This window comes from Acinetobacter sp. YH12151 (assembly GCF_013418355.1).
Lineage (GTDB): Bacteria > Pseudomonadota > Gammaproteobacteria > Pseudomonadales > Moraxellaceae > Acinetobacter > Acinetobacter pseudolwoffii.
The window spans coordinates 62,263-87,384 of record NZ_VPCG01000008.1; the positions used below are offsets into that span (position 1 = coordinate 62,263).

Annotated in this window: 21 protein-coding genes and 2 tRNA genes; 7 read left to right on the forward strand and 16 right to left on the reverse strand. The window is 45.7% G+C overall.

The window, feature by feature from the left end; all coding sequences use genetic code 11:
- The first annotated feature begins 7 nt into the window (after positions 1–7).
- Both infB and FTU82_RS04780 read left to right on the forward strand, forming a co-directional pair.
- Entirely contained in the window at positions 8–2,719 is a 2,712-nt protein-coding gene (infB, locus tag FTU82_RS04775) for a translation initiation factor IF-2 (RefSeq protein ID WP_005094383.1), read from the forward strand.
- Positions 2,719–3,123 carry a ribosome-binding factor A gene (locus tag FTU82_RS04780; RefSeq protein ID WP_005094380.1) on the forward strand — a complete coding sequence of 135 codons (405 nt, stop codon included), beginning with the start codon at positions 2,719–2,721 and terminating at the stop codon, positions 3,121–3,123. Before infB ends, FTU82_RS04780 begins: the two co-directional genes overlap by 1 nt.
- Before the next feature lie 105 nt (positions 3,124–3,228).
- Here FTU82_RS04780 and FTU82_RS04785 read toward each other — a convergent pair whose 3' ends face one another.
- From FTU82_RS04785 to FTU82_RS04835, 11 genes are all read right to left on the reverse strand, one after another.
- Positions 3,229–3,633, reverse strand: a complete 405-nt coding sequence (locus FTU82_RS04785) for a Na+/H+ antiporter subunit G (RefSeq protein ID WP_005094378.1) — start codon at positions 3,631–3,633, stop codon at positions 3,229–3,231.
- A 10-nt stretch (positions 3,634–3,643) separates the two neighbouring features.
- Positions 3,644–3,919, reverse strand: a complete 276-nt coding sequence (locus tag FTU82_RS04790) for a monovalent cation/H+ antiporter subunit F (RefSeq protein ID WP_005094376.1) — start codon at positions 3,917–3,919, stop codon at positions 3,644–3,646.
- Positions 3,916–4,434, reverse strand: coding sequence for a Na+/H+ antiporter subunit E (locus FTU82_RS04795; RefSeq protein WP_005094373.1), 519 nt, complete (start codon positions 4,432–4,434; stop codon positions 3,916–3,918). Before FTU82_RS04795 ends, FTU82_RS04790 begins: the two co-directional genes overlap by 4 nt.
- Positions 4,434–6,242 carry a monovalent cation/H+ antiporter subunit D gene (locus FTU82_RS04800; RefSeq protein ID WP_100357765.1) on the reverse strand — a complete coding sequence of 603 codons (1,809 nt, stop codon included), beginning with the start codon at positions 6,240–6,242 and terminating at the stop codon, positions 4,434–4,436. The genes FTU82_RS04795 and FTU82_RS04800 overlap by 1 nt, the downstream gene beginning before the upstream one ends.
- Positions 6,242–6,607, reverse strand: coding sequence for a Na+/H+ antiporter subunit C (locus tag FTU82_RS04805; protein WP_005168933.1), 366 nt, complete (start codon positions 6,605–6,607; stop codon positions 6,242–6,244). The genes FTU82_RS04800 and FTU82_RS04805 overlap by 1 nt, the downstream gene beginning before the upstream one ends.
- 4 nt (positions 6,608–6,611) lie before the next feature.
- Positions 6,612–9,449 carry a monovalent cation/H+ antiporter subunit A gene (locus tag FTU82_RS04810; protein ID WP_074383643.1) on the reverse strand — a complete coding sequence of 946 codons (2,838 nt, stop codon included), beginning with the start codon at positions 9,447–9,449 and terminating at the stop codon, positions 6,612–6,614.
- 446 nt (positions 9,450–9,895) lie between these two features.
- Complete coding sequence (locus FTU82_RS04815) at positions 9,896–11,278, reverse strand: AAA family ATPase (RefSeq protein WP_100357764.1); 1,383 nt, start codon at positions 11,276–11,278, stop codon at positions 9,896–9,898.
- A gap of 33 nt (positions 11,279–11,311) precedes the next feature.
- The gene (locus FTU82_RS04820) at positions 11,312–12,814 is read right to left on the reverse strand and encodes a UvrD-helicase domain-containing protein (protein WP_100357801.1); all 1,503 of its coding nucleotides are present in this window, start codon (positions 12,812–12,814) and stop codon (positions 11,312–11,314) included.
- Positions 12,815–12,829: 15 nt separating this feature from the next.
- Entirely contained in the window at positions 12,830–13,612 is a 783-nt protein-coding gene (hisIE, locus tag FTU82_RS04825; RefSeq protein WP_179999320.1) for a bifunctional phosphoribosyl-AMP cyclohydrolase/phosphoribosyl-ATP diphosphatase HisIE, read from the reverse strand.
- 226 nt (positions 13,613–13,838) lie between these two features.
- Positions 13,839–14,726, reverse strand: a complete 888-nt coding sequence (locus FTU82_RS04830) for an SDR family NAD(P)-dependent oxidoreductase (RefSeq protein ID WP_044108999.1) — start codon at positions 14,724–14,726, stop codon at positions 13,839–13,841.
- Between the two features lie 291 nt (positions 14,727–15,017).
- The gene (locus FTU82_RS04835) at positions 15,018–16,295 is read right to left on the reverse strand and encodes an O-acetylhomoserine aminocarboxypropyltransferase/cysteine synthase family protein (protein ID WP_074383639.1); all 1,278 of its coding nucleotides are present in this window, start codon (positions 16,293–16,295) and stop codon (positions 15,018–15,020) included.
- A 310-nt stretch (positions 16,296–16,605) separates the two neighbouring features.
- On the opposite strand from FTU82_RS04835, the gene ettA reads away from it, so the two are divergent.
- Positions 16,606–18,267 carry an energy-dependent translational throttle protein EttA gene (gene ettA, locus FTU82_RS04840; protein WP_005168915.1) on the forward strand — a complete coding sequence of 554 codons (1,662 nt, stop codon included), beginning with the start codon at positions 16,606–16,608 and terminating at the stop codon, positions 18,265–18,267.
- A gap of 69 nt (positions 18,268–18,336) precedes the next feature.
- On the opposite strand, the gene FTU82_RS04845 is transcribed toward ettA, so the two are convergent.
- The 5 genes from FTU82_RS04845 to FTU82_RS04865 form a co-directional block, all read right to left on the reverse strand.
- Positions 18,337–18,678, reverse strand: a complete 342-nt coding sequence (locus FTU82_RS04845) for a hypothetical protein (protein ID WP_074383638.1) — start codon at positions 18,676–18,678, stop codon at positions 18,337–18,339.
- Positions 18,679–18,828: 150 nt separating this feature from the next.
- Positions 18,829–18,904 (reverse strand) — tRNA-Glu (locus FTU82_RS04850).
- Positions 18,905–18,940: 36 nt separating this feature from the next.
- Positions 18,941–19,016 (reverse strand) — tRNA-Ala (locus FTU82_RS04855).
- A gap of 57 nt (positions 19,017–19,073) precedes the next feature.
- Positions 19,074–20,582, reverse strand: coding sequence for a glutamate--tRNA ligase (gene gltX / locus FTU82_RS04860; protein WP_005168912.1), 1,509 nt, complete (start codon positions 20,580–20,582; stop codon positions 19,074–19,076).
- A gap of 127 nt (positions 20,583–20,709) precedes the next feature.
- Entirely contained in the window at positions 20,710–21,012 is a 303-nt protein-coding gene (locus FTU82_RS04865; RefSeq protein WP_005094351.1) for a hypothetical protein, read from the reverse strand.
- 392 nt (positions 21,013–21,404) lie between these two features.
- Here FTU82_RS04865 and FTU82_RS04870 point away from each other — a divergent pair, with 392 nt between their 5' ends.
- The 4 genes from FTU82_RS04870 to ftsL all read left to right on the forward strand — a co-directional run bounded on the left by FTU82_RS04870 (position 21,405) and on the right by ftsL (position 25,113).
- A complete protein-coding gene (locus tag FTU82_RS04870) occupies positions 21,405–22,406 on the forward strand; it encodes a sulfate ABC transporter substrate-binding protein (protein ID WP_100357760.1) in 1,002 nt (333 codons plus the stop codon).
- A gap of 244 nt (positions 22,407–22,650) precedes the next feature.
- Positions 22,651–23,670, forward strand: a complete 1,020-nt coding sequence (locus tag FTU82_RS04875) for a sulfate ABC transporter substrate-binding protein (RefSeq protein WP_005094348.1) — start codon at positions 22,651–22,653, stop codon at positions 23,668–23,670.
- A gap of 188 nt (positions 23,671–23,858) precedes the next feature.
- A complete protein-coding gene (gene rsmH, locus FTU82_RS04880; protein ID WP_005094346.1) occupies positions 23,859–24,770 on the forward strand; it encodes a 16S rRNA (cytosine(1402)-N(4))-methyltransferase RsmH in 912 nt (303 codons plus the stop codon).
- 10 nt (positions 24,771–24,780) lie between these two features.
- Positions 24,781–25,113 (forward strand): cell division protein FtsL, encoded by a 333-nt coding sequence (gene ftsL / locus FTU82_RS04885; protein ID WP_005094344.1) that lies wholly within the window; start codon positions 24,781–24,783, stop codon positions 25,111–25,113.
- Positions 25,114–25,122 lie beyond the last annotated feature (9 nt).

The window sequence follows — 25,122 nt, forward strand, 5'->3', positions numbered from 1 at the left end:
GTAGTATATGACGGACAAGTCGATTAAAGAGTTAGCCCTCAGCGTGGGTCGTCCAGTTGAGAAGCTCCTAGAGCAGGTTCGTGAGGCAGGTTTACCACAGCGTAAAGCTGACGATATTATTACCACCGAACAACAAGATAGCTTGATGAGCCATGTGAAGAAATCACAAGGTTCAGAAAGCCAAGCAGGGCAAATCACGTTGAAACGTAAAACAACCAGTACTGCAAAAGTTGCGAGTACTTCAGGTAAGGCGAAAACGATTAATGTAGAAGTTCGCAAGAAGCATACATTTGTTAAGCCTGATCCAGAACAGATCAAAGCAGAAGCATTGGCGAAAGCCAAGGCTGAACAACAGGCCAAAGCTGCGCCTGAGCAGAATACAGCACAAGCTGCTTCTTCTGCTGAAGCTCCGAAAACTGGCGTAAATAACGCGAGTAAAGCTCTAGAAGCGATGCGTGCTGCTGCAAAACAAACCAGCGACAAGCAAGAAGTTTCTAAAGCGGCAGTCGTGGTAAAACGCAAATCGACCAACAAGCCGATTGTAAAACAGGTTGTTAAACAAACTGAAACGGCTGAACAGAAAAAAGCACGTGAAGCTCAGGCAGCGCAATTAAAAGCGACTGAAGAAGCAGCACGTCGTAAAGCGGCTGAAGAAGCGCAGCAACGTACGCTTGAACAAATGCGTCAGATGGCGTCTAAGTACACCGCTGAAGATACAACAGCAACGATTCGTGTCGTAGATGATTCTCCGCTTGCTGCCGGTCTGGTAGGTCAGGCATATGAAGACTCATTTGCCAAAGAAGACCGCGAGATCAAACGTGGTACCAATACCCCAGCTGCACGTGCACCGAAAAAAGGTGGACGTCGTGGTCAGGAAGAACAGAGCTTCAGCAAACAGCCTAAACGCGGTTTGAAAACCAGCCAGGGCAATAAGCACGGCTTCGAAAAACCTGTGAAGAAACAGGTTTACGATGTTGAAATTGGTGAAACCATTGTTGTGGCTGACCTGGCTGCGAAAATGGCGATCAAGGTTCGTGAAGTTATTAAATCTCTCATGAAAATGGGTGAGCTGGTTACTCAGAACCAAGCCATTGATCAGGAAATTGCAGCGTTAATCGTAGAAGAAATGGGTCATAACCCGGTATTGGTTTCTGATACGCAAGCTGAAGATAACTTGCTTGAAGCAGCTGAAGAAGCACGTGGTGCACAAACAACGCGCGCACCAGTGGTTACCATCATGGGCCATGTTGACCATGGTAAAACATCGCTTCTTGACCGTATCCGCCGTGCCAAAGTGGCGCAAGGCGAAGCAGGCGGTATTACCCAGCATATCGGTGCTTACCACGTTACAACCGACAAAGGTATTATTACCTTCCTTGATACTCCGGGACACGCAGCGTTTACTGCAATGCGTTCACGTGGTGCCAAAGCAACGGATATCGTGGTACTGGTTGTTGCAGCAGATGATGGTGTTATGCCACAAACTGCAGAAGCAATCGACCATGCACGTGCTGCAGGTACACCAATCATTGTTGCAATCAACAAGATGGATAAAGAATCTGCTGATCCAGATCGCGTATTGAACGAATTGACCACCAAACAGATCGTACCTGAACAATGGGGCGGTGATGTACCGGTTGCAATGGTTTCGGCGCATTCTGGTCAAGGTATCGATGAACTTCTAGACCTGATTTCGATCCAGGCTGAATTGCTTGAACTGAAAGCATCGGAAGAAGGTGCTGCACAAGGTGTGGTGATTGAAGCACGTGTAGACAACAGCCGTGGTGCGGTCACGTCTATTCTGGTTCAAAACGGTACCTTGAAAGTGGGTGACCTGGTTCTTGCCGGTTCATCTTATGGTCGCGTTCGTGCAATGACCGATGAAAATGGTCAGCGTATCAAATCTGCAGGTCCTTCGATTCCAGTGGAAATTTTGGGTCTTCCAGAAGCGCCAATGGCAGGTGACGAAGTTCTTGTTGTTAGCGATGAGAAAAAAGCACGTGAAGTTGCCGATGCACGTATGGATCGTGAACGTCAAAAACGTCTTGAGCGTCAATCTGCAATGCGTCTTGAAAACATCATGGCGTCTATGGGCAAGAAAGATGTGCCTATCGTGAACGTGGTGCTGAAAACTGACGTACGCGGTACACTGGAAGCCTTGCATGTTGCACTTGCTGAACTTGCAACGGATGAAGTGAAAGTACGTATTATTGGTTCGGGCGTTGGTGCAATCACCGAGTCTGACGTAACACTGGCTGAATCTTCAGAAGCAGTTCTACTTGGCTTTAACGTTCGTGCGGACAACACTGCGCGTCAAAAAGCCGATGCAGACAGCATCGACATTCGTTACTACTCAATTATCTATCAATTGATTGATGATGTGAAAGCAGCAATGAGTGGTAAGCTGGCACCTGAACATCGTGAAACGATTCTGGGTGTTGCACAAGTACGTGAAGTATTCCACTCAAGTAAATTCGGTGCGGCTGCGGGCTGTATGGTTCTTGAAGGCGTATTGCATCGTAACAAACCGATTCGCGTACTCCGTGATGACGTGGTGGTATTCCAGGGCGAGCTTGAATCTCTTCGTCGCTATAAAGAAGTGGTTGAAGAAGTTCGTGCCGGTATGGAATGTGGTCTTGCGGTGAAAGGTTATAAAGACATCAAAGCACTGGATAAGATCGAAGTGTACGATGTTCAACTGATTAAACGGAGTCTTTAATGGCGGGTAGTCAACGTCTGAAGCGTATGGCGGATACAGTACAACGCGAGTTGTCAGAACTGATCCGTCAGGAGCTGAAAGATCCACGCTTAGGTGGTCTGGTGACCATCTCTGCCGTGAAGGTGAGCCCGGACTTGGGATATGCGGAAGTTTATGTCACTGTTATGGGACGTGAGCTGGGCGATGAACAAAGTGAAGCGGCGAATAAAGAAACTTTAGAGGTATTAAACAAAGCCTCTGGTTTCCTGCGTCACGAACTGAGCCGTCGTATCAAAACCCGTATTACACCTCGTCTACGTTTCCATTACGACAAGACCAATGCCTATGGTAACTATATGTTTGGTCTGATTGCTGAAGCTGTGAAGGATTTACCTGAAGCTGAAGCAAAAAAAGATGATGAATAAGTCTTAGGACAATAAAAAAGCCACCTTCGGGTGGCTTTTTTATTGCTGGCTTTATTGAAACTTTAAACATTAGAAGTGAATCGACCTATCTAAAAATAATCTAAATCAAGTGAGATCATCATTTTTATGATTCATTTTTTTCTCATAAAAAGCACGGCGACGTGAACGTTGCCAAGGCAGGGGACGCTCTAGTGTTTCTGGAACCTCACCACTTAGTGAGCGTAAACGTAAATGCAATGCTGCCTGCGCCATCAGATTGGCCGATACTGGCGCAGTGATAAAGGCAAATAGGGTAATCAGCACTTCAGCAAAACCGAAACGGCCGTACATGGCAGAAAAAATAATCGCGGCAATCAGAAAACTGCCCAAGCCCAAGGTACTGGATTTGGTTGGTGCATGCAGCCGCATAAACAGATCGGGCAGGCGCACCATCCCGATCCCACCGACCAGCATGAAGAAAGCACCAATCAATAAAAAAATCGAAACTAGTATTTCTAAAATTAACGGCATTTAAAAACTCCTAGTCGATGACATGGCCAGTGGTGAAATAACGCGCCAAAGCTGCCGTAGAGACAAAGCCGAGCATCGCCACCAGTAAGGCCTCTTCAAACAGAAAAGTGCTACTCCAGTAAATTCCCAAAATGACAATCAGACAGGTGGCATTCAGGAACAGGGTATCGAGTGCCAAGAGGCGGTCAACGATAGAAGGGCCGGTAATGAGTCGGATCAGGCAGAGTAACATCGAGACAGTGACTGCACCCAGGCAAATCATTAATGCATAAGGCAGAATCGTCATATTTTTTCTCCTGTCTGTGCGCTGAAAATTTTAAGCAAGGGCTGTTCATAACGTTGTTTGATCAGCTCGATTTCAGCTGCTTCATCATCCGTGCTTAAAGCATGCACCAGAATATCACCACGATCCTGATCAATACCGGCAGTGACTGTGCCCGGTGTAGTGGTAATAATCATGGCCAGTAAGGTGTTGACTTCTTCATGCTCGGTTTCCAGAGGCACACGGAACCATTTGGGATGTAGGTTTTTGGTCGGCCCCAAGACCAGTTTTGCAACTTTAAGATTGGCCACCACAATGTCCCAGACCACGACAAAGAACAGACGCAGCGCAGGCCGCCACTGGATATTCGGGGTATAGTCAATAAACGGCGCGACCATTTTGGGAATGACAATCGCCAGAAGCAGGGCCACCAGCAAGGTTCCGGCTTCTGTGCTATGTGACAGTAAAGTCCAGCTGAGCCCCACGATTACAGAAACCAACGGGTGCGGGAACCAACGTTGCAGGAATGATTCAGCCATTAAGGTCCCTCCGCCGGTTTAAGTTGATTATCATCATGTTGGGTTTGTTCAATATGCTGCTGGTCAATCTGACGTTGTTTGAATTCAGAAATATTTTCACCTTCCAAAGTGGCTTCTGAAATCATATAAGGAATCAGATGTGCATTTGGATCCACCACCTCGCCACCATATTTGGTTTCTGGCAAATAACTTGGATCAAAGGGTTGCACACTAATAAATTGACCTTCTGCATCACGTTTTAACAGGGCAGCTTCATAGACCGGATTGTTTTTAATCTGTTCTGCCGTCTGATAGTTATATTGATAGATCGGTCCAGCAAATACAACATAAGCTGTTAAGCCGGCAAGTAGCAAATAGATCGTGTGATCATTACGTGCAGGTGCCTTACTGGGTAAAGCTTCATATTTGTGGAAATCGTCAGAATTCAAATCATCTTCAGGTTTGGTCGAGCGCCAGAACAGCATAAAGCCGACTCGAGTAAAAGCCAGAATACTGAGGAAACTCACCAGCAGAATGGTCAGGATAATGATCATCTGATGCTCTGAATTGGCAGAAGCCTGCAAAATAAAGACTTTGCCAAAGAAGCCGCTGAACGGTGGCAGACCGGCCATCATCAAGGCAATGATGAAATAGATAATCGAAACCAGCTTGTTCTGTTTCATCAGCGGTGCGATTTTAAAATGATCTTTGAACTCACCGCGCTGTGAGGTAATCCAGCCAGACAGGATATAAAATGCTGCAGCAATCAGGGTACTGTGTACCATATAGTACAGGGCGCCGGCCCAGGCTGCAGTCGTATTCATGCCAATCGCCACCAGAATCGTGCCGACTGAAGACAGCACCATAAAGCCGACAAAACGGCGCAGGCGTTCTGTACCAATCGCACAAATGACACCATAGACTGAAGTAATCAGACCGATCACCAGTAGACAGTTCATCAGAATCTGATGGCTGTATTCATCATCAAAAACAGTTCCATTGATTCGCAAAATCGCATAGATCCCGACTTTGGTCATGATGGTAAAGAGTGCGGCAACAGGGGTGGTGGCTACGGCATAGGTTTTGGGTAACCAGAAGCCCACCGGCAGCATTGCCGCCTTAATCCCGAAGACCACGAATAGCATGAGTCCACCGGCAACGGCCAGTTTATGCTGATCTGCTGCCAAGGTAGGCATTAAGCGCGCCACATCGGCCATGTTCAGACTGCCGACACTGCCATAAATCATGCCGAGTCCAATCAGGAACAGCGCAGAAGCCAGCAGGTTAATGGTGACGTAATGAATTCCCAGCTGGAAACGCGCCTTGCCCTGTCCATGTAATAGCAGCACATAGGATGCCATCAACAAGATTTCAAAGAATACGAACAGGTTGAATAAGTCACCGGTCAGGAAGGCGCCGGTCAGGCCCATCAGCAGGAAATGCACCATAGTATGGAAATAACGGCCACGGGTATCCCATTCTTTACTGGCATACCAGACCACCGGTACTGCCAGGGCATAGGTCAACACCAGCATCATGGCAGAGAGTTGGTCTAGCACCAGCACGATCCCAAAAGGTGCCGCCCATTCGCCCAGTGTATATACACTGACTTGACCCTGACTGCTGTCAATTAAATAACTGACCGCAATGATCAGACCCAAGATACCCGAGATATGGCTGATACCACGACGCCAAGGCTGACGCCAGTCTGTGGTCAGGGAGCCAGAACCCGGATTGCCTAAAAGTACCAGACTAAAAGCGGTAAGGGCCGGTAAAAGAATACTGAAAATTGGCGTATGTTGAGACCAGAAGTGAAGAAAATCAGTCATTAAGGCTCATCCTCACGTGGGTCAATCTGAGGTGTTTCTTCTTTTGAATCAACGTGGTCTGTTCCTGATTCATAACGGCTACGCAGTGCCAGCTGAACAATAAAGGCAGTGGTGGCAAAGCCAATCACGATGGCGGTCAGCACCAGTGCCTGCGGAAGGGGATCGGTGACTCTGGAGGCCTCGGTCAATACGGCAGGCGAATTCATCTGGATCCGCCCCATGGCAAATAAAAACAGGTTGACCGCATAACCAATCATGGCCAAGCCCAGCACCACCGGAAAAGTACGCGCACGCAGAATCAGATAGATTCCGGTGGCGGCGAGTAGACCAATGGCGGAGGCTAATAAAAATTCTAAACTCATCATTCTATTATCCTCTTGGTACTGGGCCAGTCATACTGGAGTGACGTGAATCGCCCAGCACAGAAATCATCAGCATGGTCGCACCGACTACAGTGACATAGACACCGACATCAAACAGCGCCGCCGAAGCCAGATGCATTTCTCCAATCACGGGTGGCGAGACATAAATATGCGCACTGGTCAGGAATGGGCGTGACCAGAACCAGGCTGCAACCCCGGTCAAACCGGCAATGGTTAAACCCACGCCAATCCAGATTTCATACAAACGACCAGATTTGGCACCCAGCAACTGTTCAGTTTTATCCTGTCCCACTGCAATATATTGAATAATTAAGGCCAGTGAGGTGACTAATCCTGCAATGAATCCACCGCCCGGCAGGTTATGGCCACGCATAAAGATATACAGGCTGACTACCAGAGCTACAGGTAAAATCCATGATGCCGTGATACGTAACATCAAGGGGGAGGGATTAAATCGATAGGTCAAACCTTGGGTCATGGTGGTGCCATGCGCACGCATGCCATCCATCAGGCTAAGCACACCAATCGCGGCAATCCCGAGTACAGTAATTTCGCCGAAGGTATCGAAACCACGGAAGTCGACCAGAATCACATTGACCACATTGGTGCCGCCGCCGAGTGGAATTGACTGCTGCAGGAAGAACCATGAAATAGAATTATGATCACGGGTCATAATCAGCCAGGCGATGGTGGCAATACCGAGACCGCCGCCCAAGGCAATAATGGCATCACGCCAGCGACGGGTCGGACTCGATTCATACGGAGTTAGTTGTGGCAGTAAAGATAAACTCATCAGGAGCAGAACCGTGGTGACCACATCGACTGTAATTTGGGTCAATGCCAGGTCAGGTGCCGAGAAGCCAATAAAGACCATGGTCACCACCAGACCTACTGCACCACTGATCAGTACCGCTTTAATCCGTTCATGATGGAACCATAGCAGCATCCAGCAGGCAGAGAACAGCAACATCCACAAGACAATGGCCAGGGCAGGGGCATGGGTCAGCTCACGCGTACCGCTACCGATACCATTGGATAACAATGGGAAACCAACCAGGCCGATGGTAAAGATCACAATCCACAATAAATAGCTTTGTAATTTGCCAGTTTCAGTGGCACGGCGGAAACGACGTGAATTTAACAGCAGATTTTTCAGGAACAGGTCAAACAGGATCCGACCCTGTAAGCGGCCCAGTTTTGGATCCAGATCAATTTCACGTAAGGCACCACCTTTGGCCAGAGAAAAGTAAAATACTGCACCACCGGCCAAAGCAATCACACTCATTAATAATGGCAGATTAAACCCATGCCAGAGGGCCAGATGCGTACCTTCAAAAGCAAAATTTTGAGTCGTTGCCTGCGTGGTACTATTCACGATTTTTTCGACTAAAAGTGCTGGCAATAGACCCACTAAAATACATAAAAATGCCAGTAAAGTGGCGGGTGCGCGCATGCCAAATGGTGGCTCATGCGCATTTTTATTCGGGACTTGCTTGCCCAGTGGGCCGTCGAAAAATACCCCATGCACCAGACGAATCGAATAAGTGACTGCAAAAATTCCGGCCAATGTCGCCACAATGGCTGAACCGACCAGCACTGGCCCGCTTAAATTGGCCACCAGCTCAGTAAAGAACATCTCTTTGGAGAGGAAACCATTGGTCAATGGAACACCGGCCATAGAGGCCGCAGTGATCATGGTCAGCGTTGCAGTAAAGGGCAGCAGTTGCCATAGACCTGAAAGCTTACGTAAATCACGGGTACCAGATTCATGATCGATAATACCGGCAATCATAAACAGGGCCGCTTTAAAGGTGGCATGGTTAATAATATGGAAAATTGCCGCTGCGACTGCCAGTGGAGAACCAATCCCGAGCAGACACATGATCAGACCCAGATGACTGATGGTTGAATAGGCCAACAAGCCTTTCAGATCTTCCTTAAAAATGGCAAAAAAGGCGGCCATGCACAGGGTAAACAGACCGACAAAGGTCACAATATTATGAAACAGTGCCGCGCCCGCAAAAATCGGGAGTAAACGTGCGACCAGAAACAGGCCGGCTTTGACCATGGTGGCCGAGTGTAAATAGGCAGAGACCGGTGTCGGTGCTGCCATGGCATTGGGTAACCAGAAATGGAAGGGGAACTGCGCACTCTTGGTAAAGGCACCGAGTAAAATCAGCAACAAAGTGGGAACAAATAGCGCATGTGACTGGATCTGTTCAGTCATCGTCAGGATTTGATCAATCTGATAAGTGCCGGTAATTTGACCCAGCAGGATGAAGCCACCAAGCATGGCCAAGCCACCCATGCCGGTAATGGTCAAGGCCATACGTGAGCCGCGCTGTGCGGCTTCGTAATTGCTCCAATAGCCCACCAGTAAAAATGATGAAATACTGGTAAGTTCCCAGAAAACCAGCAGGATCAGCAAGTTATTCGACAATGAAATTCCGAGCATGGCTGCCATAAACAGCATCAGCAAGAAATAAAGTTTGCTCAGCGAATTTTTAGGATTGAGATAATAATAGGCATAAATATAGATCAGGGTGCCTATGCCACTGATCAGCAAGGCAAACAGCAGGGCCAGAGAATCCAGACGGAAACTGAAATCGATCCCGAGCTGGGGCAGCCAGGACCAGGTCTGAATGATCACGGCACCATCAAAGATGGCAGGCGCCTGACTCAATAATAATAAGAAACTGCTGAGGCTGACACCAATTGCCCCTAAAGCCGTTACCCCGCGCGAAAATTGCTTCAGCCACGAGACAAGGGTTGTGCCTAATACTAACGGTAACAATATAATAATCGGCAGCACACTCGTATCCATTGTCGTGATTTAGGTTGTGACCAACCTAGGGTGAATCTTCATCTTTCAAGGACTACAGGATTACAAGGAGCAACCCAAACTTCTCAATCTTGAAAGCCAAAAGAATATTCAAAAAGAATATAAAAACAGTTGTATTGCGCAACTTATAAACGATAGCAAATTCCGATTTTACAATGAAATTCGCAAATAAAACCGATCATATTACAGGATAACAACAACATCAACGTTTTTATGTCGAACTTATAAATTATACGCGAGCAGGCTTTTGGCGTGGGGTGGATGCTTAAACAGTTCATCCAGAAGTGACCGAAAATTAAGATTAAATTGCAAGCATTGATTGTAAATATGACTAAATGCAGTTTTACAATTGCAAAAAGACAGCACTAAAATGGTCTGGATAAATCTCGATATTCATCGAAACGATCATTACTGTTTTTCAACGTTACTTAGAGCGATTGCGGTAGCGTCGGCTGATCCTGAGCAAGTAAACGTAACAATTCCTGCTGCTGTTCAGGATTCAACTGTTGCTGAATCCGCTGTAATACAGCAAGCGGTGTAGTCGGTTCGGTGACGGTTTCTATTAGCGCTTCTTCGGCAGGAATTGCGTCTGGATCAGTATGTAGACCCATTTCGGCATAGATCTGATCAAACTGGATTTTCATGCTTTCAAGATGAATTGGATGCAACTGTTTATTTTCGAGTCTTAAGCACTGAAAGGCCTGTGCATGTTCCAGTAACTCAGGTCGGTTGCCGGTGGCAATAATTTGCAAGTTAGGAAATGCCTGATGCAGACGTGGCAGAATCTCTGCTGCCAGATCCTGATCCAGCTGATGATCAATGGCATCAATCAACAACACTCCTGTACCTTCCTGACATGGAAATAAACTGTTCGGGTTGAGCAGACAAAGACGCCGTACAATATCGCCCACCAGTGCAATCCAGGTACGGATGCTATTGGGAAGCTGCTGAAAAGTAAAACGCTTGTCCTGATAGGTCAGCATCAGTTGCAGCCTGGGCTGGTATTTTAACTCAATCTGGCTGATGTCAGGCAGTACCTGCGACAGGGCATTTTTTAAGGCCGTTAAATGTGGGGTATGCAGCTGTGCCTGGGCTTTCTCGATCTGCCACGCCAGTTCATCTCCCCGAATATCTTCAGGCTGCTGCAAGGCACGCGCTAAAATCTGATCCATGATCTTGGCGCTTTGCGCATTTTCAATATCACTGACTTCACGCAACCATTCAAAGAAACGGGCAAAGGTCGTAAACGGAATCGCGCCAATGTCGTAAGCATACGCTGTATGGAAAATGGCTGGATTGTTTTTGCTGATCAGATTGACGTCATTGACAAAGCGGTCGGCAGGATAATAGGCAATCAGCGGCAAGCCGAGCAGAGGATCATTGAATCGGGCTTTCTGATAAAGGCCAAGCATGCTGTCCAGTTGTGCAGTTTCGGCTTTGCTAAAGCCGAGTCCCTGACTATTTAAAGTCTTATAGACTTGCCAGGAAAAACTCTGTTGCTGTGCAGCTTCAGTCTGGCTGGATTCTGTAAGCGCTGAAACCTCTTCGGGAAAGCCAACCCGGATATCAATTTTGGATTGCAGCCGGTGTTGCATGATGTCCTGATCAGGTATCACCAGACCGGCAGCCCGGCTATCGCGATAACGCGCTGCAAACCAGGTCAGCGCCTGATAAGCACAGCGTAACAAAGTGGTTTTGCCAGTACCCTGATTGCCCAAAATTAAGGTAAGCGGATATTGTGAATAATCAAGCTGGAGCTGAATCTCTGGAAAATGCAGGATGTGTTTCAGTTGAAGCGCTTCGATGTGCATAGGTCACCTGTACCATGATTTTACATCCATACCTTAACCGACGGCTTGACGAAGCGACTGCGGCATCTTGATCTTCAGTTGTTGAATCAGGTCATAAATGTGATGAATATTTAAGCTTACTTTAGCACGTGTACAGGCCACGTAAAGTAAACGTAGCTCTTCATCACTAATTTTATGATCTTTTTCATTCAGCTTAAACTGATAGTCATCTTCAATATGCACCCGTTCCCACTCCAGACCTTTGGCCTTATGTGCAGTGGAAATAATATAGTCCGCCTGTCCAATCGGGGTGATTTTGGCCAAGGCTTTTTTCAATGGATCGGTGCCATGTTCATCGACTAGTTTAACCAGCGGTTTGATATCGCTGCCTTCATTGGTTTCACAGTATTCATGCACATCATGCCAGGAATTAAACCAGGCCAGTTCCGGCACATCAATCACCCGTTTGCCTTGTTTGAGCATGGCAGCCGCATCGACAAAACGATTCAGTTTGACATGATCGGCTTGCAGGCTGACTTTATCGCCACGAACTAAACCTGCTAATAACAACTCCATGGCCCGGGCATTGGTCCGGCACAGAATCGCATCACGCATTTTGGTATGCGGTTTATTCACGACTTTAGAATCTAACAACGGATTGCCAAGCAAAGGCACGGTTTCATTCAGTGCACCTAAAATGGCATTGGCATTTAACGCGATTTCAGGGCCAAAACGAAACGATGTGGTCAGGCGTGATTCGGGTAAAGGCAGTTGCTGCATGGCATTCACCGCACCGCGCCAGGCATAAATCTGCTGATGCGCATCACCGACATAAATCACCTGAGTATTCCGCTGTTTCAGCAAAATTCCGAGCATGAGTGGGTCGGCATCTTGCGCTTCATCAAACAGCACATAATCGGCCGGAATATTCGGTTCAGACAGCGCCCAGAGTTTCAGGTAAATATCATGGCCAATCCCGGCCTGATGATTGGGATCGATTGATTCTAGCCAGCGCCGTTCTACGGCCGGATAGAGTTTCTTTTGCAGGATCTCAATATCATCTGGATGCAACCAGCTCGGTGCCTGAATATGCCGCGGAGCAGGATATTGCGAACTGGTCGAACAGAAATAGCCAACCGCATTGGCGACTAAACTCGCCAGACGCGAAGGCATCAAGACATATTTTTCATAACGCCCACCCATCATACGGCGCATGGTCATCGGTTCCAGACGGTATTCTTTGGCAATAAAGCTTGGACTTAAACGGGGCAGACGCAGCTTGTCGGTGATTCCACGTGGAACACTGCGAAATGCCAGCGAGTGAAAAGTGCGGCAATCTACGCCGCGATGAAATTTGGCTTGCGCTTCACTGGCAATGGCTTTGTTGAAAGCCAGATACATGCCACGCCGTTCAGGCATGGCATCACTGATCATTTGTAATGTGGTGGTTTTACCTGTGCCGGCATAGGCAATCACTTTAAAGGAATTACCCAGACGGGCATTATCGATGGCAGTGGCCTGCTCATAAGTGGCCTTGGGTTTTTGCAGATCAGACACAGGCATATTCATCATTTAATGCTGACGGCTGGCTTTTTCAACCAGACCGGATAAGCCCTGACGACGTGCCAGCTCATTCAAGACCAGTTGCGGTTCGATATCGAAATAGCCGAGCATGACGATAGTATGGAACCACAGATCTGCCACCTCATAAATCAGATCATTTTTATTGTCTTCAGAGACCTGAGCGTTGAAATCTTTGGCAGCCAGCACAGTTTCAAAGCTTTCTTCACCGACTTTTTCTAAAATCTTGTTCAGGCCTTTGTGATAGAGCTTGGCCACATAAGAGGAATCCGGATCGGCCTGTTTGCGTTCTGCCATCATTTGGCCCAGATAGGACAAGACTTCGACCTGTTCAGATTGAGCGGTTGACGCTTCCATCGCCAGCGTATGCGGATTTGTGGATTTTTCACCATAAATCGCAGACGGGTGTTTCAGCTGTGCATCGACAATTTCCCAGCCATTTGGCGTGAGTTTGCGATAGAAACAGGATTCGCGACCGGTATGGCAGGCAATGCCGCCATGCTGTTCAATTTGCAGCACAATTACATCGGCATCACAGTCCAGACGGATTTCATGTACCGTTTGAAAGTGTCCTGATTCTTCGCCCTTATGCCATAACTTGCTACGTGAACGGGAGAAATACACGGCTTGGTTTTTCTCAGCCGTCAGTGCCAGCGCTTCACGATTCATCCAAGCCACCATCAAGACACGACCAGTTTGATGATGCTGGGCAATGGCAGGGACTAATCCTTGTTCGTTAAATTTTACTTCATCGAGCCATTGCGCGTTGTTCATAAGGGTTTCCATCATTTCAATCAAAATATAAAAATACGGATAGGAAATATCCGCAGATAGTGTACGTGATCTCGCAGCATTTGCGGCAAAAATCTGTGTCGATAAAGACAGGCTATGTCGTGTGTGATCCAGATGAGCTTGCTTTCACCTAGAGATTTAAAACTGAGACATCAAAAAAGCCGCCCGATCGGCGGCTCGTATTTTCAGGAAATTATCCCAGTAAAAATTACCAGTGTTCGCCCGGGAACAGCCGTGCATATGCTTTTTGCACCAAATTTAATTTTTGTGGTTGACCCACAGAGGCACTTGAACTTGGGAACAGGTTATAACCAATCGACATCAGAACATTGTTGATATCCGGAGCAATCGAATAAGTAATCGAGGCCAGACGACCCAAACCGGTCGCAACTTTCTTCGGACGTTTCACGATGGCATAGGCAATCAGGTCAGCTGCCTGTTCCGGAGAAAGTGTCGGGACGTATTTATAAATTTTGGTTGGTGCAATCATCGGAGTGCGTACCAAAGGCATATAGATCGAGGTGATGGCGATTTTATGCGAATGTACTTCTGCAGACAGACAGCGACTAAAGGCATCCAGCGCAGCTTTTGAAGCAACATAGGCCGAAAAACGGGTGGCATTGGCCAGTACGCCAATCGAACTGATGTTAATGATATGACCCGCGCGACGAATCATCATTTGCGGCAGGATATTCATGACCAGACGCACGGCGCCGAAATAGTTCAGCTGCATGGTTCGTTCAAAATCATGGAAGCGGTCGACCGATTCATGCACGGCGCGACGAATCGAACGACCCGCATTATTGATCAGAATATCAATATGATCGACTGAGGCAATGATCTGTTTGGAGACCTCATCAATCGCCTCCATATTGTTTAAATCGCATGGAAAGATTGAGGCTTTGCCGCCTTTGGCTTCAATGTCTGCTTTTACTTGTTCTAGGGTTTCTTGAGTACGGGCCACTAGTAAAACATGCGCACCTGCATCGGCCAGTTGATGTGCCGTCGTTAACCCAATACCGCTGGATGCGCCGGTGATCAGGACGGTTTTACCTGCAACAGATTTTTCCAGTTGTTTGTGTAGTCTAGTTTTCACATTTGTTATCCCTAATTTGAAGTCAGCGTTCAAATTATTTTTATTAAAGGTGTATGGCGCTCTAACAGGAGATGAGAGCGAAGGTGAGTACAGATATGATAACCAATTCTTCAGGAAAATCTATAAATTAAACTATTGAAATTAAAATTAGAGTAATTACTCTATTTGTGTTCGCTATTTCATTTAACTTTTACCATGAAAATAAAAAGCAAAGCAAGTGGCTGTTTTAGAATATAAATAAAAAAAACTCCACCAGAAAGGGTGGAGTTTTGAGTCAGATGAAACACGCCTTTAAACGGTCGCTAGCGCCTGTTCCAGATCCGCGATCAGGTCATCAATATGTTCAATCCCAATCGAGAGTCGCACCATATCTTCACTGACACCTGCTGATTTTAACTCCTCGGCATTGAGTTGGCGATGTGTGGTGGTCGCTGGATGGCAGGCCAGACTTTTGGCATCGCCGATATTAACCAGACGGGTAAACAGTTGCAGCGCATCAATAAAACGTGTGCCGCCTTCAAGACCATGCTCTACACCAAAGGTCAGAATTGCAGACGGTTTACCTTTCACATATTTTTGTGCCAAGGCATGTTGTGGATGATCTTTCAGACCAGCGTAATTGACCCATTTTACTTTAGGATGCTGCTGTAAATATTCCGCAATTTTAAGCGCATTTTCAGTATGACGCTCCATACGCAGACTTAAAGTTTCCAAACCTTGCAGGATCAGAAATACATTTTGCGGGCTGATCGCGGCCCCAGTATTGCGTAGTGGCACCACACGCGCTCGAGCGATATAAGCTGCTTCACCGAGAACTTCGACATAGTTTACGCCATGATAACTTGGATCGGGGGTATTCAGCGCGGGAAAGCGTTCAGGATATTTACCCCACGGGAATTTACCGCTATCGACAATGATGCCACCAATCGAATTGCCATGACCGCCGATATATTTGGTCAATGAATGCACGATAATGTCGGCACCAAAATCAAAAGATTTTTGTAGCACTGGCGTTGCCACCGTATTGTCAACAATCACGGGCACACCGTACTCATGCGCGATTTTTGCAATCTCTTCCAGATCAATAATATTACCCAGTGGATTACCAATGGATTCCACAAAGACCAGTTTGGTCTTGTCATCAATTAAACTACGCAAGCTTTCCGGTTTTTCATAATCAAAGAAACGCACGTCAATACCTTGCTTCGGCAGGGTGTGTGCGAACAGGTTATAGGTGCCGCCATAGAGCGTAGATACGGATGCAATATTGTCACCGGCTTCAGCAATGGTCTGAATCGCATAGGTAATTGCAGCCATACCAGACGCTAAAGCAAGTGCGCCAATCCCGCCTTCAAGTGCGGCAATACGTTGCTCTAACACCGCCGTGGTCGGGTTCATGATCCGGGTATAGATATTGCCCTGTACCTTTAAATCGAACAAATCGGCCCCATGTTGAGTATTGTCAAAGGCATAAGATGTGGTTTGGTAAATTGGCACTGCTACTGCTTTGGTGGTGGCTTCAGGGCTATAACCTGCATGAATCGCAAGGGTTTCTGCTTTATAACTCATTATGACTGATCTTCTTGTGTTTAAGTTTATGACTTGAGTGTAACATTTTCATATATAAGTAAAAGTGCAATTTTACTGAAATAGATAGATGAAATAATCATATATAAATTGGGATTCGACGCACTTATTTGACTTAAATCAGCTGTTTGAAAAATCACCATAAATAAACTTGTAACAATGCATTGAAGTTCATGGCAATGGCTTATGTTTTCGCAGCTTTCTGCGTATAATAGCCGATTATTTTTTCGCTCTTTTTTGAGCTGGGGTGGTTGTTTTAACCCCATTTGGTTTTTCAGTTGAGGAGTCCTACGTGGCCCAATATATTTATACGATGAACCGAGTGTCTAAGATGGTGCCGCCGAAACGCGAAATCCTGAAAGATATCTCCTTATCATTTTTCCCGGGCGCAAAAATTGGTGTGCTTGGTCTAAACGGTGCAGGTAAATCGACTTTGCTTCGTATTATGGCGGGCGTAGATAAAGATTTCTCTGGTGAAGCACGTGCACAACCAGGTACTAAAATCGGTTATCTCGAGCAAGAGCCGCCTTTAGATGAAACTAAAGACGTGCGTGGCAACGTTGAAGATGGTCTGCGTGAACCGCTGGATGCTTTGGCACGTCTTGACGAAGTATTTGCAGAATATGCAGCAGAAGATGCTGACTTTGATGCACTTGCAAAAGAGCAGGAAAAGCTCGAAGCCATTATCCATGCATGGGATGCACATAACCTTGCCAATCAGATGGATCAGGCAGCTGCTGCACTGAACCTTCCAGCTTGGGATGCCGATGTTAAACTGCTTTCAGGTGGTGAACGCCGCCGTGTGGCACTGTGCCGTTTGCTCTTGTCTAAGCCAGACATGTTGCTTCTTGATGAACCGACGAACCATTTAGATGCATCATCTGTTGCCTGGTTAGAACGTTTCTTGAAAGACTTCCCGGGCACCATCGTTGCGATTACGCACGACCGTTATTTCCTGGATAACGTGGCTGAGTGGATTCTTGAGCTTGACCGTGGCATGGGTATTCCATACCAAGGCAACTACTCTTCTTGGTTAGAACAGAAAAATGCGCGTCTAGAGCAAGAGAACAAGCAAGAAGAATCTTTTGCCAAAGCATTGAAAAAAGAACTTGAATGGGTTCGCTCAAATGCCAAAGGCCAGCAAAAGAAAAACAAAGCGCGTATGGAGCGTTTTGAAGAGCTTAACTCGCGTGAATTCCAACAGCGTAACGAAACCTCTGAAATCTACATTCCACCTGGTCCACGTCTAGGCAACAAGGTTGTAGAAGTTGAAGGCATCAGCAAATCGTTTGGTGATCGTACCCTGTATAAAGATTTATCATTCGTTGTACCGCCTGCTGCGATCGTGGGTATCGTCGGTGAGAACGGTGCAGGTAAAACCACACTGTTCCGTATGATGACCGGTGAGCAACAACCGGATACCGGTTCTGTGGTACTGGGTGAGTCGGTGAAAGTGGCTTATGTGGGTCAGATTCGTGACACGCTTGATGACAACAAAACCGTTTGGGAAGAAGTTTCTGGTGGTTTAGACATCTTGAAGATTGGCGAATACGAAATTGCATCTCGTGCATATATCGGTCGCTTTAACTTTAAAGGCCAGGATCAGCAAAAACGTGTCGGTCAATTGTCAGGTGGTGAGCGTAACCGTTTACAACTGGCGAAAATCCTGCAAATGGGCGCAAACGTAATCTTGCTCGATGAACCGTCAAACGACCTGGATATCGAAACCTTACGTGCGCTTGAGGATGCCATTCTGGTGTTCCCGGGTACTGTGATGGTGATCTCGCATGACCGTTGGTTCCTGGACCGTATTGCAACGCACATTTTGTCATTTGAAGGCGAAACACCTGAATTCTTCACTGGTAACTATGCTGAGTTTGAAGAATATCGCCGTAAGCGTGATGGTGATGATCTGGTTGCGAAGCGTCAAAAATACCGTAAAATTGGTGTTTAATCCCTGATTTTAAAATAAAAAACCAGCCTTCGGGCTGGTTTTTGTGCTTATAGGGTGGTGGGTAATGACTTAGATTTCCCACTCATGATTACATTCGCGACATTTCCATTTCTTTTGGGTCTGCATGAAGGCCTGCATGGAAATTTTAAAATCAGGCAAATCTTTATAGAATATAAAGCCTGCAATCAAAGAAAGAATAAAGACGATGACGGTTGCAGTCTGTAAAGTTGTACCTGCACCATCACCAAAGATCCACATCGCGATACTGATGATCACCAGCAATAATAATAGGAACAGGGCGGGCACCAGAAACATCAGGCTTTTAGGAACCACCGGACGTGGAGCTGCTTGACCTGGCTGGGCCACCGGCATGATTTTCGGGCTTTGACACTTAGGGCAACGATATTGCATTACAACTCCAAAATTCTAAATTACTGATTATTTTATCGGAAGATGCGAAGAAACCGAAATATTGCCCAACATAAAATATACAGGCAATAAAAAACCCAAGTCATAATGCTTGGGTTTTTTAAAAGACCACTTCAAAAGTAATCTTGAATATGGCGTCCCTACGGGGATTCGAACCCCGGTTACCGCCGTGAAAGGGCGATGTCCTAGGCCTCTAGACGATAGGGACAATTGAGGCGTTACACAGCTAAAGCAAGACTTGATTTGGTGGAGTCAAGGAGGATCGAACTCCTGACCTCTACAATGCCATTGTAGCGCTCTACCAACTGAGCTATGACCCCAGTCTGTGTGAGCGCTATATTAGGGATATCGCGCTCACACGTCAACAAAAAAATTAATTAAGCTTGATCAACCGCTTCATTTTTCGGCAATTTTAAGCTTTCATTGAGTTTTTCCCAGACTTTCAGCTCTTTTTTGCTTGGGCCACCGACAATTTCCAGCGCATGACGTAAACGTGCGAAGGTCAAATCAGGGCCAATGGTGACCATAGTCTGCATCACCGGGGTAGACGCAGTTGAACCGGCAATGGCAATAAAAAAGGCCGGCATGAAGTCACGCAGTTTAATTTCCATTTGTGCTGCCAAATCCATCAAGGTTTGGCTGACCGTGTCGTTGTTCCAGGTGAACAGGCTTTCTAAACGCCAAATGGCAAACTGCAAGCTCTGACGTACCTGTTCGTCAGACAGTTTTTTGCTGACAAACTGCTCCTGAGTCAGTGTCGGGAAGTGGTTGAAGTAATGCGCAGACCAGTTCACTGCTTCAGACAGCAAGTTGATACGTGGTTGAATCGCAGCTGCAATTTCTTCTAATTTGGCACGGTCTGCTTTCCATGCCAGCAGCGTATCGAGCAATTCAGCAGGAGAAAGGGCTTTGATCCATTGACCATTGAGCCAGTTGAGTTTTTCAACATCAAAGATTGGACCACCGAGTGATACGCGTTTGATATCAAAATGTTCAATCATTTCTGCCAATGTGAATTTTTCACTTTCATCTGGCATTGACCAGCCCATACGACCCAAGTAGTTCAACAAGGCTTCAGGCAGTACACCGATATCTTTGTAATAGTTGATTGAAGTTGGGTTTTTACGCTTAGACAATTTTGATTTGTCCGGGTTGCGTAGCAGTGGCATGTGACACAGTACCGGCATCTCCCAACCGAAATACTGGTACAGCAACTGATGCTTCGGTGCAGACGGAATCCATTCTTCACCACGAATCACATGCGTGATTTGCATTAAATGGTCATCCACCACGTTGGCCAAATGATAAGTTGGCAAGCCGTCAGTTTTCAGCAGAATCTGCATGTCGACCTGCGCCCATGGAATCTCGACTTCACCACGCAGCATGTCATTAAATTTACAAATACCTTCAGTCGGTACTTTCATGCGAATCACATGTGCTTCGCCAGCAGCCAAACGACGCTCGACCTCTTCTTGAGAAAGGTTTAAGCCTCGACCGTCATAACGTGGAGATTCACCACGTGCTTGCTGTTCAGCACGCATTTGATCCAGTTCTTCGGCAGTAGCGAAACAGTAGAAGGCATGACCTTTTTCAACCAGTTCCAGCGCATAGTTTTTATAAATATCCATGCGTTCTGACTGGCGGTACGGTGCATGTGGGCCACCCACATCTGGACCTTCAGACCAGTTGAGACCGAGCCAGCGCAATGAATCCAGGATCATTTTTTCAGATTCAGGTGTTGAGCGCAGTTGGTCGGTATCTTCAATACGAAGGATGAATTCACCCCCATGCTGTTTAGCAAAACATAAGTTAAACAAGGCAATATAGGCAGTACCTACATGAGGAAAACCTGTAGGAGAAGGTGCAATACGAGTACGAACAGTCATAGCCGGATATAATCTAGAATATAAATTTGGTTCTATTATAGCGAAAAAGCCACATCACTTAATGCTTTATTCAACATTCAGTGATGTGGCTTTAAATCCTGCTGTTATTCGAGTTGGTTAAAACTGATTAAGAATGATCGCTAGAAAATATGCTTTGTACGAAGCGGGTAAAGCGATAATTTTGTGCTGCAAAGAAATTTTGTGAAGGTGCGACTTTCAGCGCAGTTAAGACTTTAAGATTATCGTCTGTATGCAGGGTTTTTTCGCTTTTTTGTTGTTGAATTGCTTTTTCAATCGGCGATGTCTTGCTTTCAACAGTAGTGACTGAGGCCTTCTGCAAATCTGTCTTCACAACGACGGCATGACCCAGTTGAATCGAAAACAGCATGATCAGACTTAGGATGCTAGCTGTGAATAATTTAAATTTCATATCCAAACTTCCTCCTTGCTTCTGGTTGGTTTTATTCTGTTAAAAATGTTTTTTTAATACTCCGTCTACAATTTAATCACAGTTGATTATAAAGAAGTAGAACCAAGTCACATTTTTTACAAAAAATTAATATAATATCTATGGAAAATTACTAAAAATCGTAATTCTCTCTTTTGGCGGCCTATTTTTAACAGACAACTGTGAAGAGAACGTGAAGAACTGTCTTATATTGTAGCAGGAGATTAATTTTTTAGCAGAATATGTATCCAGGTTTAATTGTTAGCAGATATCTCAAAATCAGAAATAGATCATCAATATTATTATAAATACATGATTGTTATATTTATTTTTTATTTATACAGTGTGGTTATCTCAATAATGAGTCACATAACATGAAAAAAATAATAGCAACCGCAATCTTGACAATATTTACTGCAACCACCATGCAAAATGTAATGGCCAAAGATTTCCTGAATGTCTCCTATGATCCGACCCGTGAATTTTACCAAGAATATAATCAGGAGTTTGGCCAGTTCTGGAAGCAGGAAACCGGACAGACAATCAATTTTAAACAGTCACATGGCGGTTCAGGCAAGCAGGCACGTTCGGTCGTCGATGGTTTGCAGGCCGATGTGGTGACTTTGGCTTTGGCCAATGACATTGAGGAAATCGTCAATGCCGGTTTAATCGAGAAAGGCTGGCAAAAAGAGTTTTCAAATAATTCAGCACCGTATACATCGACAATCGTTTTTTTGGTGCGTAAGGCTAATCCCAAGCAAATCAAGGACTGGAATGATCTGACCAAACCGGGTGTCGAGATTATTACGCCTAACCCGAAAACTGGTGGAGCGCCACGTTGGATCTATCTGTCTGCTTGGGGCTATGCGCTGAAACAGCCCGGTGGCAATGATGCCAAAGCCCGAGATCTGGTCAAAAAGCTTTATCAAAATGTCAAAGTGTTGGATTCCGGTGCCCGTGGTTCACTGACGACTTTTGCCGAGCGCGGTATTGGCGATGTACTATTATCTTGGGAAAATGAAGCCTTGCTGGCAACGCAAGGTCTAGGTAAGGACAAGTACGATATCATCTATCCCTCTATTTCAATTCTGGCCGAGCCATCGGTGGCGATCGTTGATAAAAATGTGAATAAAAATGGCAATGCCAATCTGGCGAAAGGCTATTTGAATTATCTGTATTCCCCGAAAGGGCAGGAGTTGGCTGCGAAATATTTCTTCCGTCCACGCGATGCTAAAGTGGCTGCCAAATATTCCGCCCAATTTCCGAAAATTCAAACCTTTACCATTGATAAAGTCTTTGGTGGCTGGGAAAAAGCGCAAAAAACCCATTTTGTGAATGGGGCGATTTATGACCAGATTTATAATGAAAAGCGATAACAAGCTTGAATCTAAATTGAATGAAGAAAACGGATAAAGCGTTATCCGTTTTTTTTATATTTAATGCATAAAATTCTATATATTCGAAATAAGTGAAATGACTGGCTATATTTTGTTTTTAAAAACAGATGATTAAGAGCAAAAAACCTTTGATTATATCGTGTTGTGATGTTGTAGGTTGAATTGCGATAAATGATTTTATTTCATATAGTTATATCTATACAAGATAAACTCCCGTGCGCTCATGAAAAATCAATTAAAATCCTTATTTAGCGTTGCCTTATTGGCTACAGGTCTAGGCTTGACAGCGACTGTCTCACAGGCGGCTGATCGTCAATTTCTAAACGTGTCTTATGATGCAACCCGTGAATTCTATGATGAATTCAATAAATCATTTGGTGCTTACTGGAAAAACCGGACCGGTCTGGATGTGAACTTTAAACAGTCACATGGTGGTTCGGGCAAGCAGGCACGTTCGGTGGTCGATGGCCTAAAAGGCGATGTGGTGACTTTGGCGCTGGCCAATGACATCGAAGAAATCGTGAAATCTGGTCAGATTCAACCCGGCTGGCAAAAAGAGTTTCCGCATAATTCTGCACCTTATACCTCAACCATCGTGTTTATGGTGCGCAAGGGCAATCCGAAGGGCATCAAGGACTGGAGTGATCTGACCAAGCCAGGCGTAGAAATTATTACCCCCAACCCGAAAACCGGTGGTTTGCCACGTTGGGTATACCTGTCTGCCTGGGGCTATGCCGAGAAACAGCCGGGGGGTAATAAAGCCAAAGCACAGGACTTTGTCGGTAAACTCTATAAAAATGTCAAAGTGATGGACTCAGCAGCACGTGCTTCGATGACCACGTTTGCTGAGCGTGGCATTGGTGATGTATTGCTGACTTGGGAAAATGAAGCACTGGTTACCCAAAAGACTTTGGGTAAAGACAAGTTTGATATTATTTATCCGTCAATTACGATTTTGACCGAGCCATCGGTGGCCATTGTCGATCGTACCGTGGATAAAAATGGCAATAAATGGTTGGCAACAGGTTATATCAACTACCTGTACTCCCCATTGGGTCAGGAAATGGCAGCCAAACATTTCTACCGTCCGCGCAATGAGAAAGTATTAGCCAAATATTCAGCACAATTCCCGAAAATCAAAACCTTTACCATTGATGAAGTGTTTGGTGGCTGGGCCAATGCACAGAAAACCCATTTTGTGAATGGCGCGATTTTTGATCAGATCTATAACTCAAAACGTTAATCTGCTGATTTGAAGACGAATTACAGATAAACAGGCCTCCCTTGCGGAGGCTTTTTTATTGACGACACTCAAATAAAAACGGTTTTCTCTATGGAAAGTAATATTTATCTACAAAAAGTCGTTTGGAGCTTTGCTGAAACAGGGTGATAATGTGCAGTTAAATTTTTCGCCCTATTGATTGAGTTTTTATGTCACATATTTCTGTATTACTTCACGAAACGATTGATGCCTTGTTGGCAGGTCGCAATACGGGAATTTATGTAGACGGTACTTTTGGTCGTGGCGGACATACCCGTTTATTGTTATCAAAATTAGATGAACATGCACGTGTGTATGGCTTTGATAAAGATCCTCAGGCCCTAGAGACGGCAGCAATCTTAGAACAAGAGGATCCACGTTTTAAAATTATTCATGCCAGCTTTGCCGATCTGAAAGACGCACTGGCTGAGCTTGGGATTGAGACCGTGGATGGGGTGATGGCAGATTTAGGCGTGTCTTCGCCGCAGCTGGATCAGGCCGAACGTGGTTTCAGTTTTATGAAAGATGGCCCGCTAGACATGCGCATGGACAATTCTCAAGGTCCAACTGCAGCAGAATGGCTGCTTGAAATTGAAGAAGAAGCACTGGCCAATATCATTTTTAAATACGGTGAAGAGCGTTATAGTCGCCGGATTGCCAAAGCCATCAAGGCGGCAGGGCAGATTGAGACCACGGCTCAACTTGCGGAAATTGTGAAAGTCGCGCATCCAAAATGGGAAAAAAATAAGCATGCTGCGACGCGTACTTTCCAGGCGATTCGTATTGCTATTAATAAAGAATTAGAAGATATTGAAATCTTCTTGCCTCAAGCAGTTGAGGTTTTAAAACCTGAGGCACGTTTGGCCGTAATTAGCTTTCACTCTCTGGAAGACCGTTTGATCAAACAATTTATTCAAAAAGAATCTACATTAGACGAAGATTTTGGCTGGGGAATGCCGGGGCAGCAAAAAGATACACGACGTTTAAAGAAGGTATCCCGCGTAAAAGCCAGTGACGAAGAAGTCAAAGCCAATCCTCGTTCACGTAGTGCATGGCTCCGGGTCGCAGAACGTTTAGCTTAATAGGCACATCATGAAAACTGAAGTGGTTGATAAAAAAACAGAAAAGTTGTGGCTTAAACAAGCCTGCATCTATCTCGTTTTGATACTGATGGTCTTCATCAGTGCAGTCTTTGTGGTATTTCAGGTGTTTGAATATCGTCAGGACACCAGAAAATTGAGCACTTATCTGCGTGAGCGTGATGACCTGAATGCAGATTGGGGTCGTTTGTTAATTGAACAGCAAACTTTTGGTGCAACTGCGCAGATTGGCACACGTGCTGTTACCCAGCTGCGCATGTATTCTCCCCCGGTTTCACAAAGTGTCGTCATTTCTTTACCACAAACTTCAGATGAGAAAAAATAAGGCTAGCGC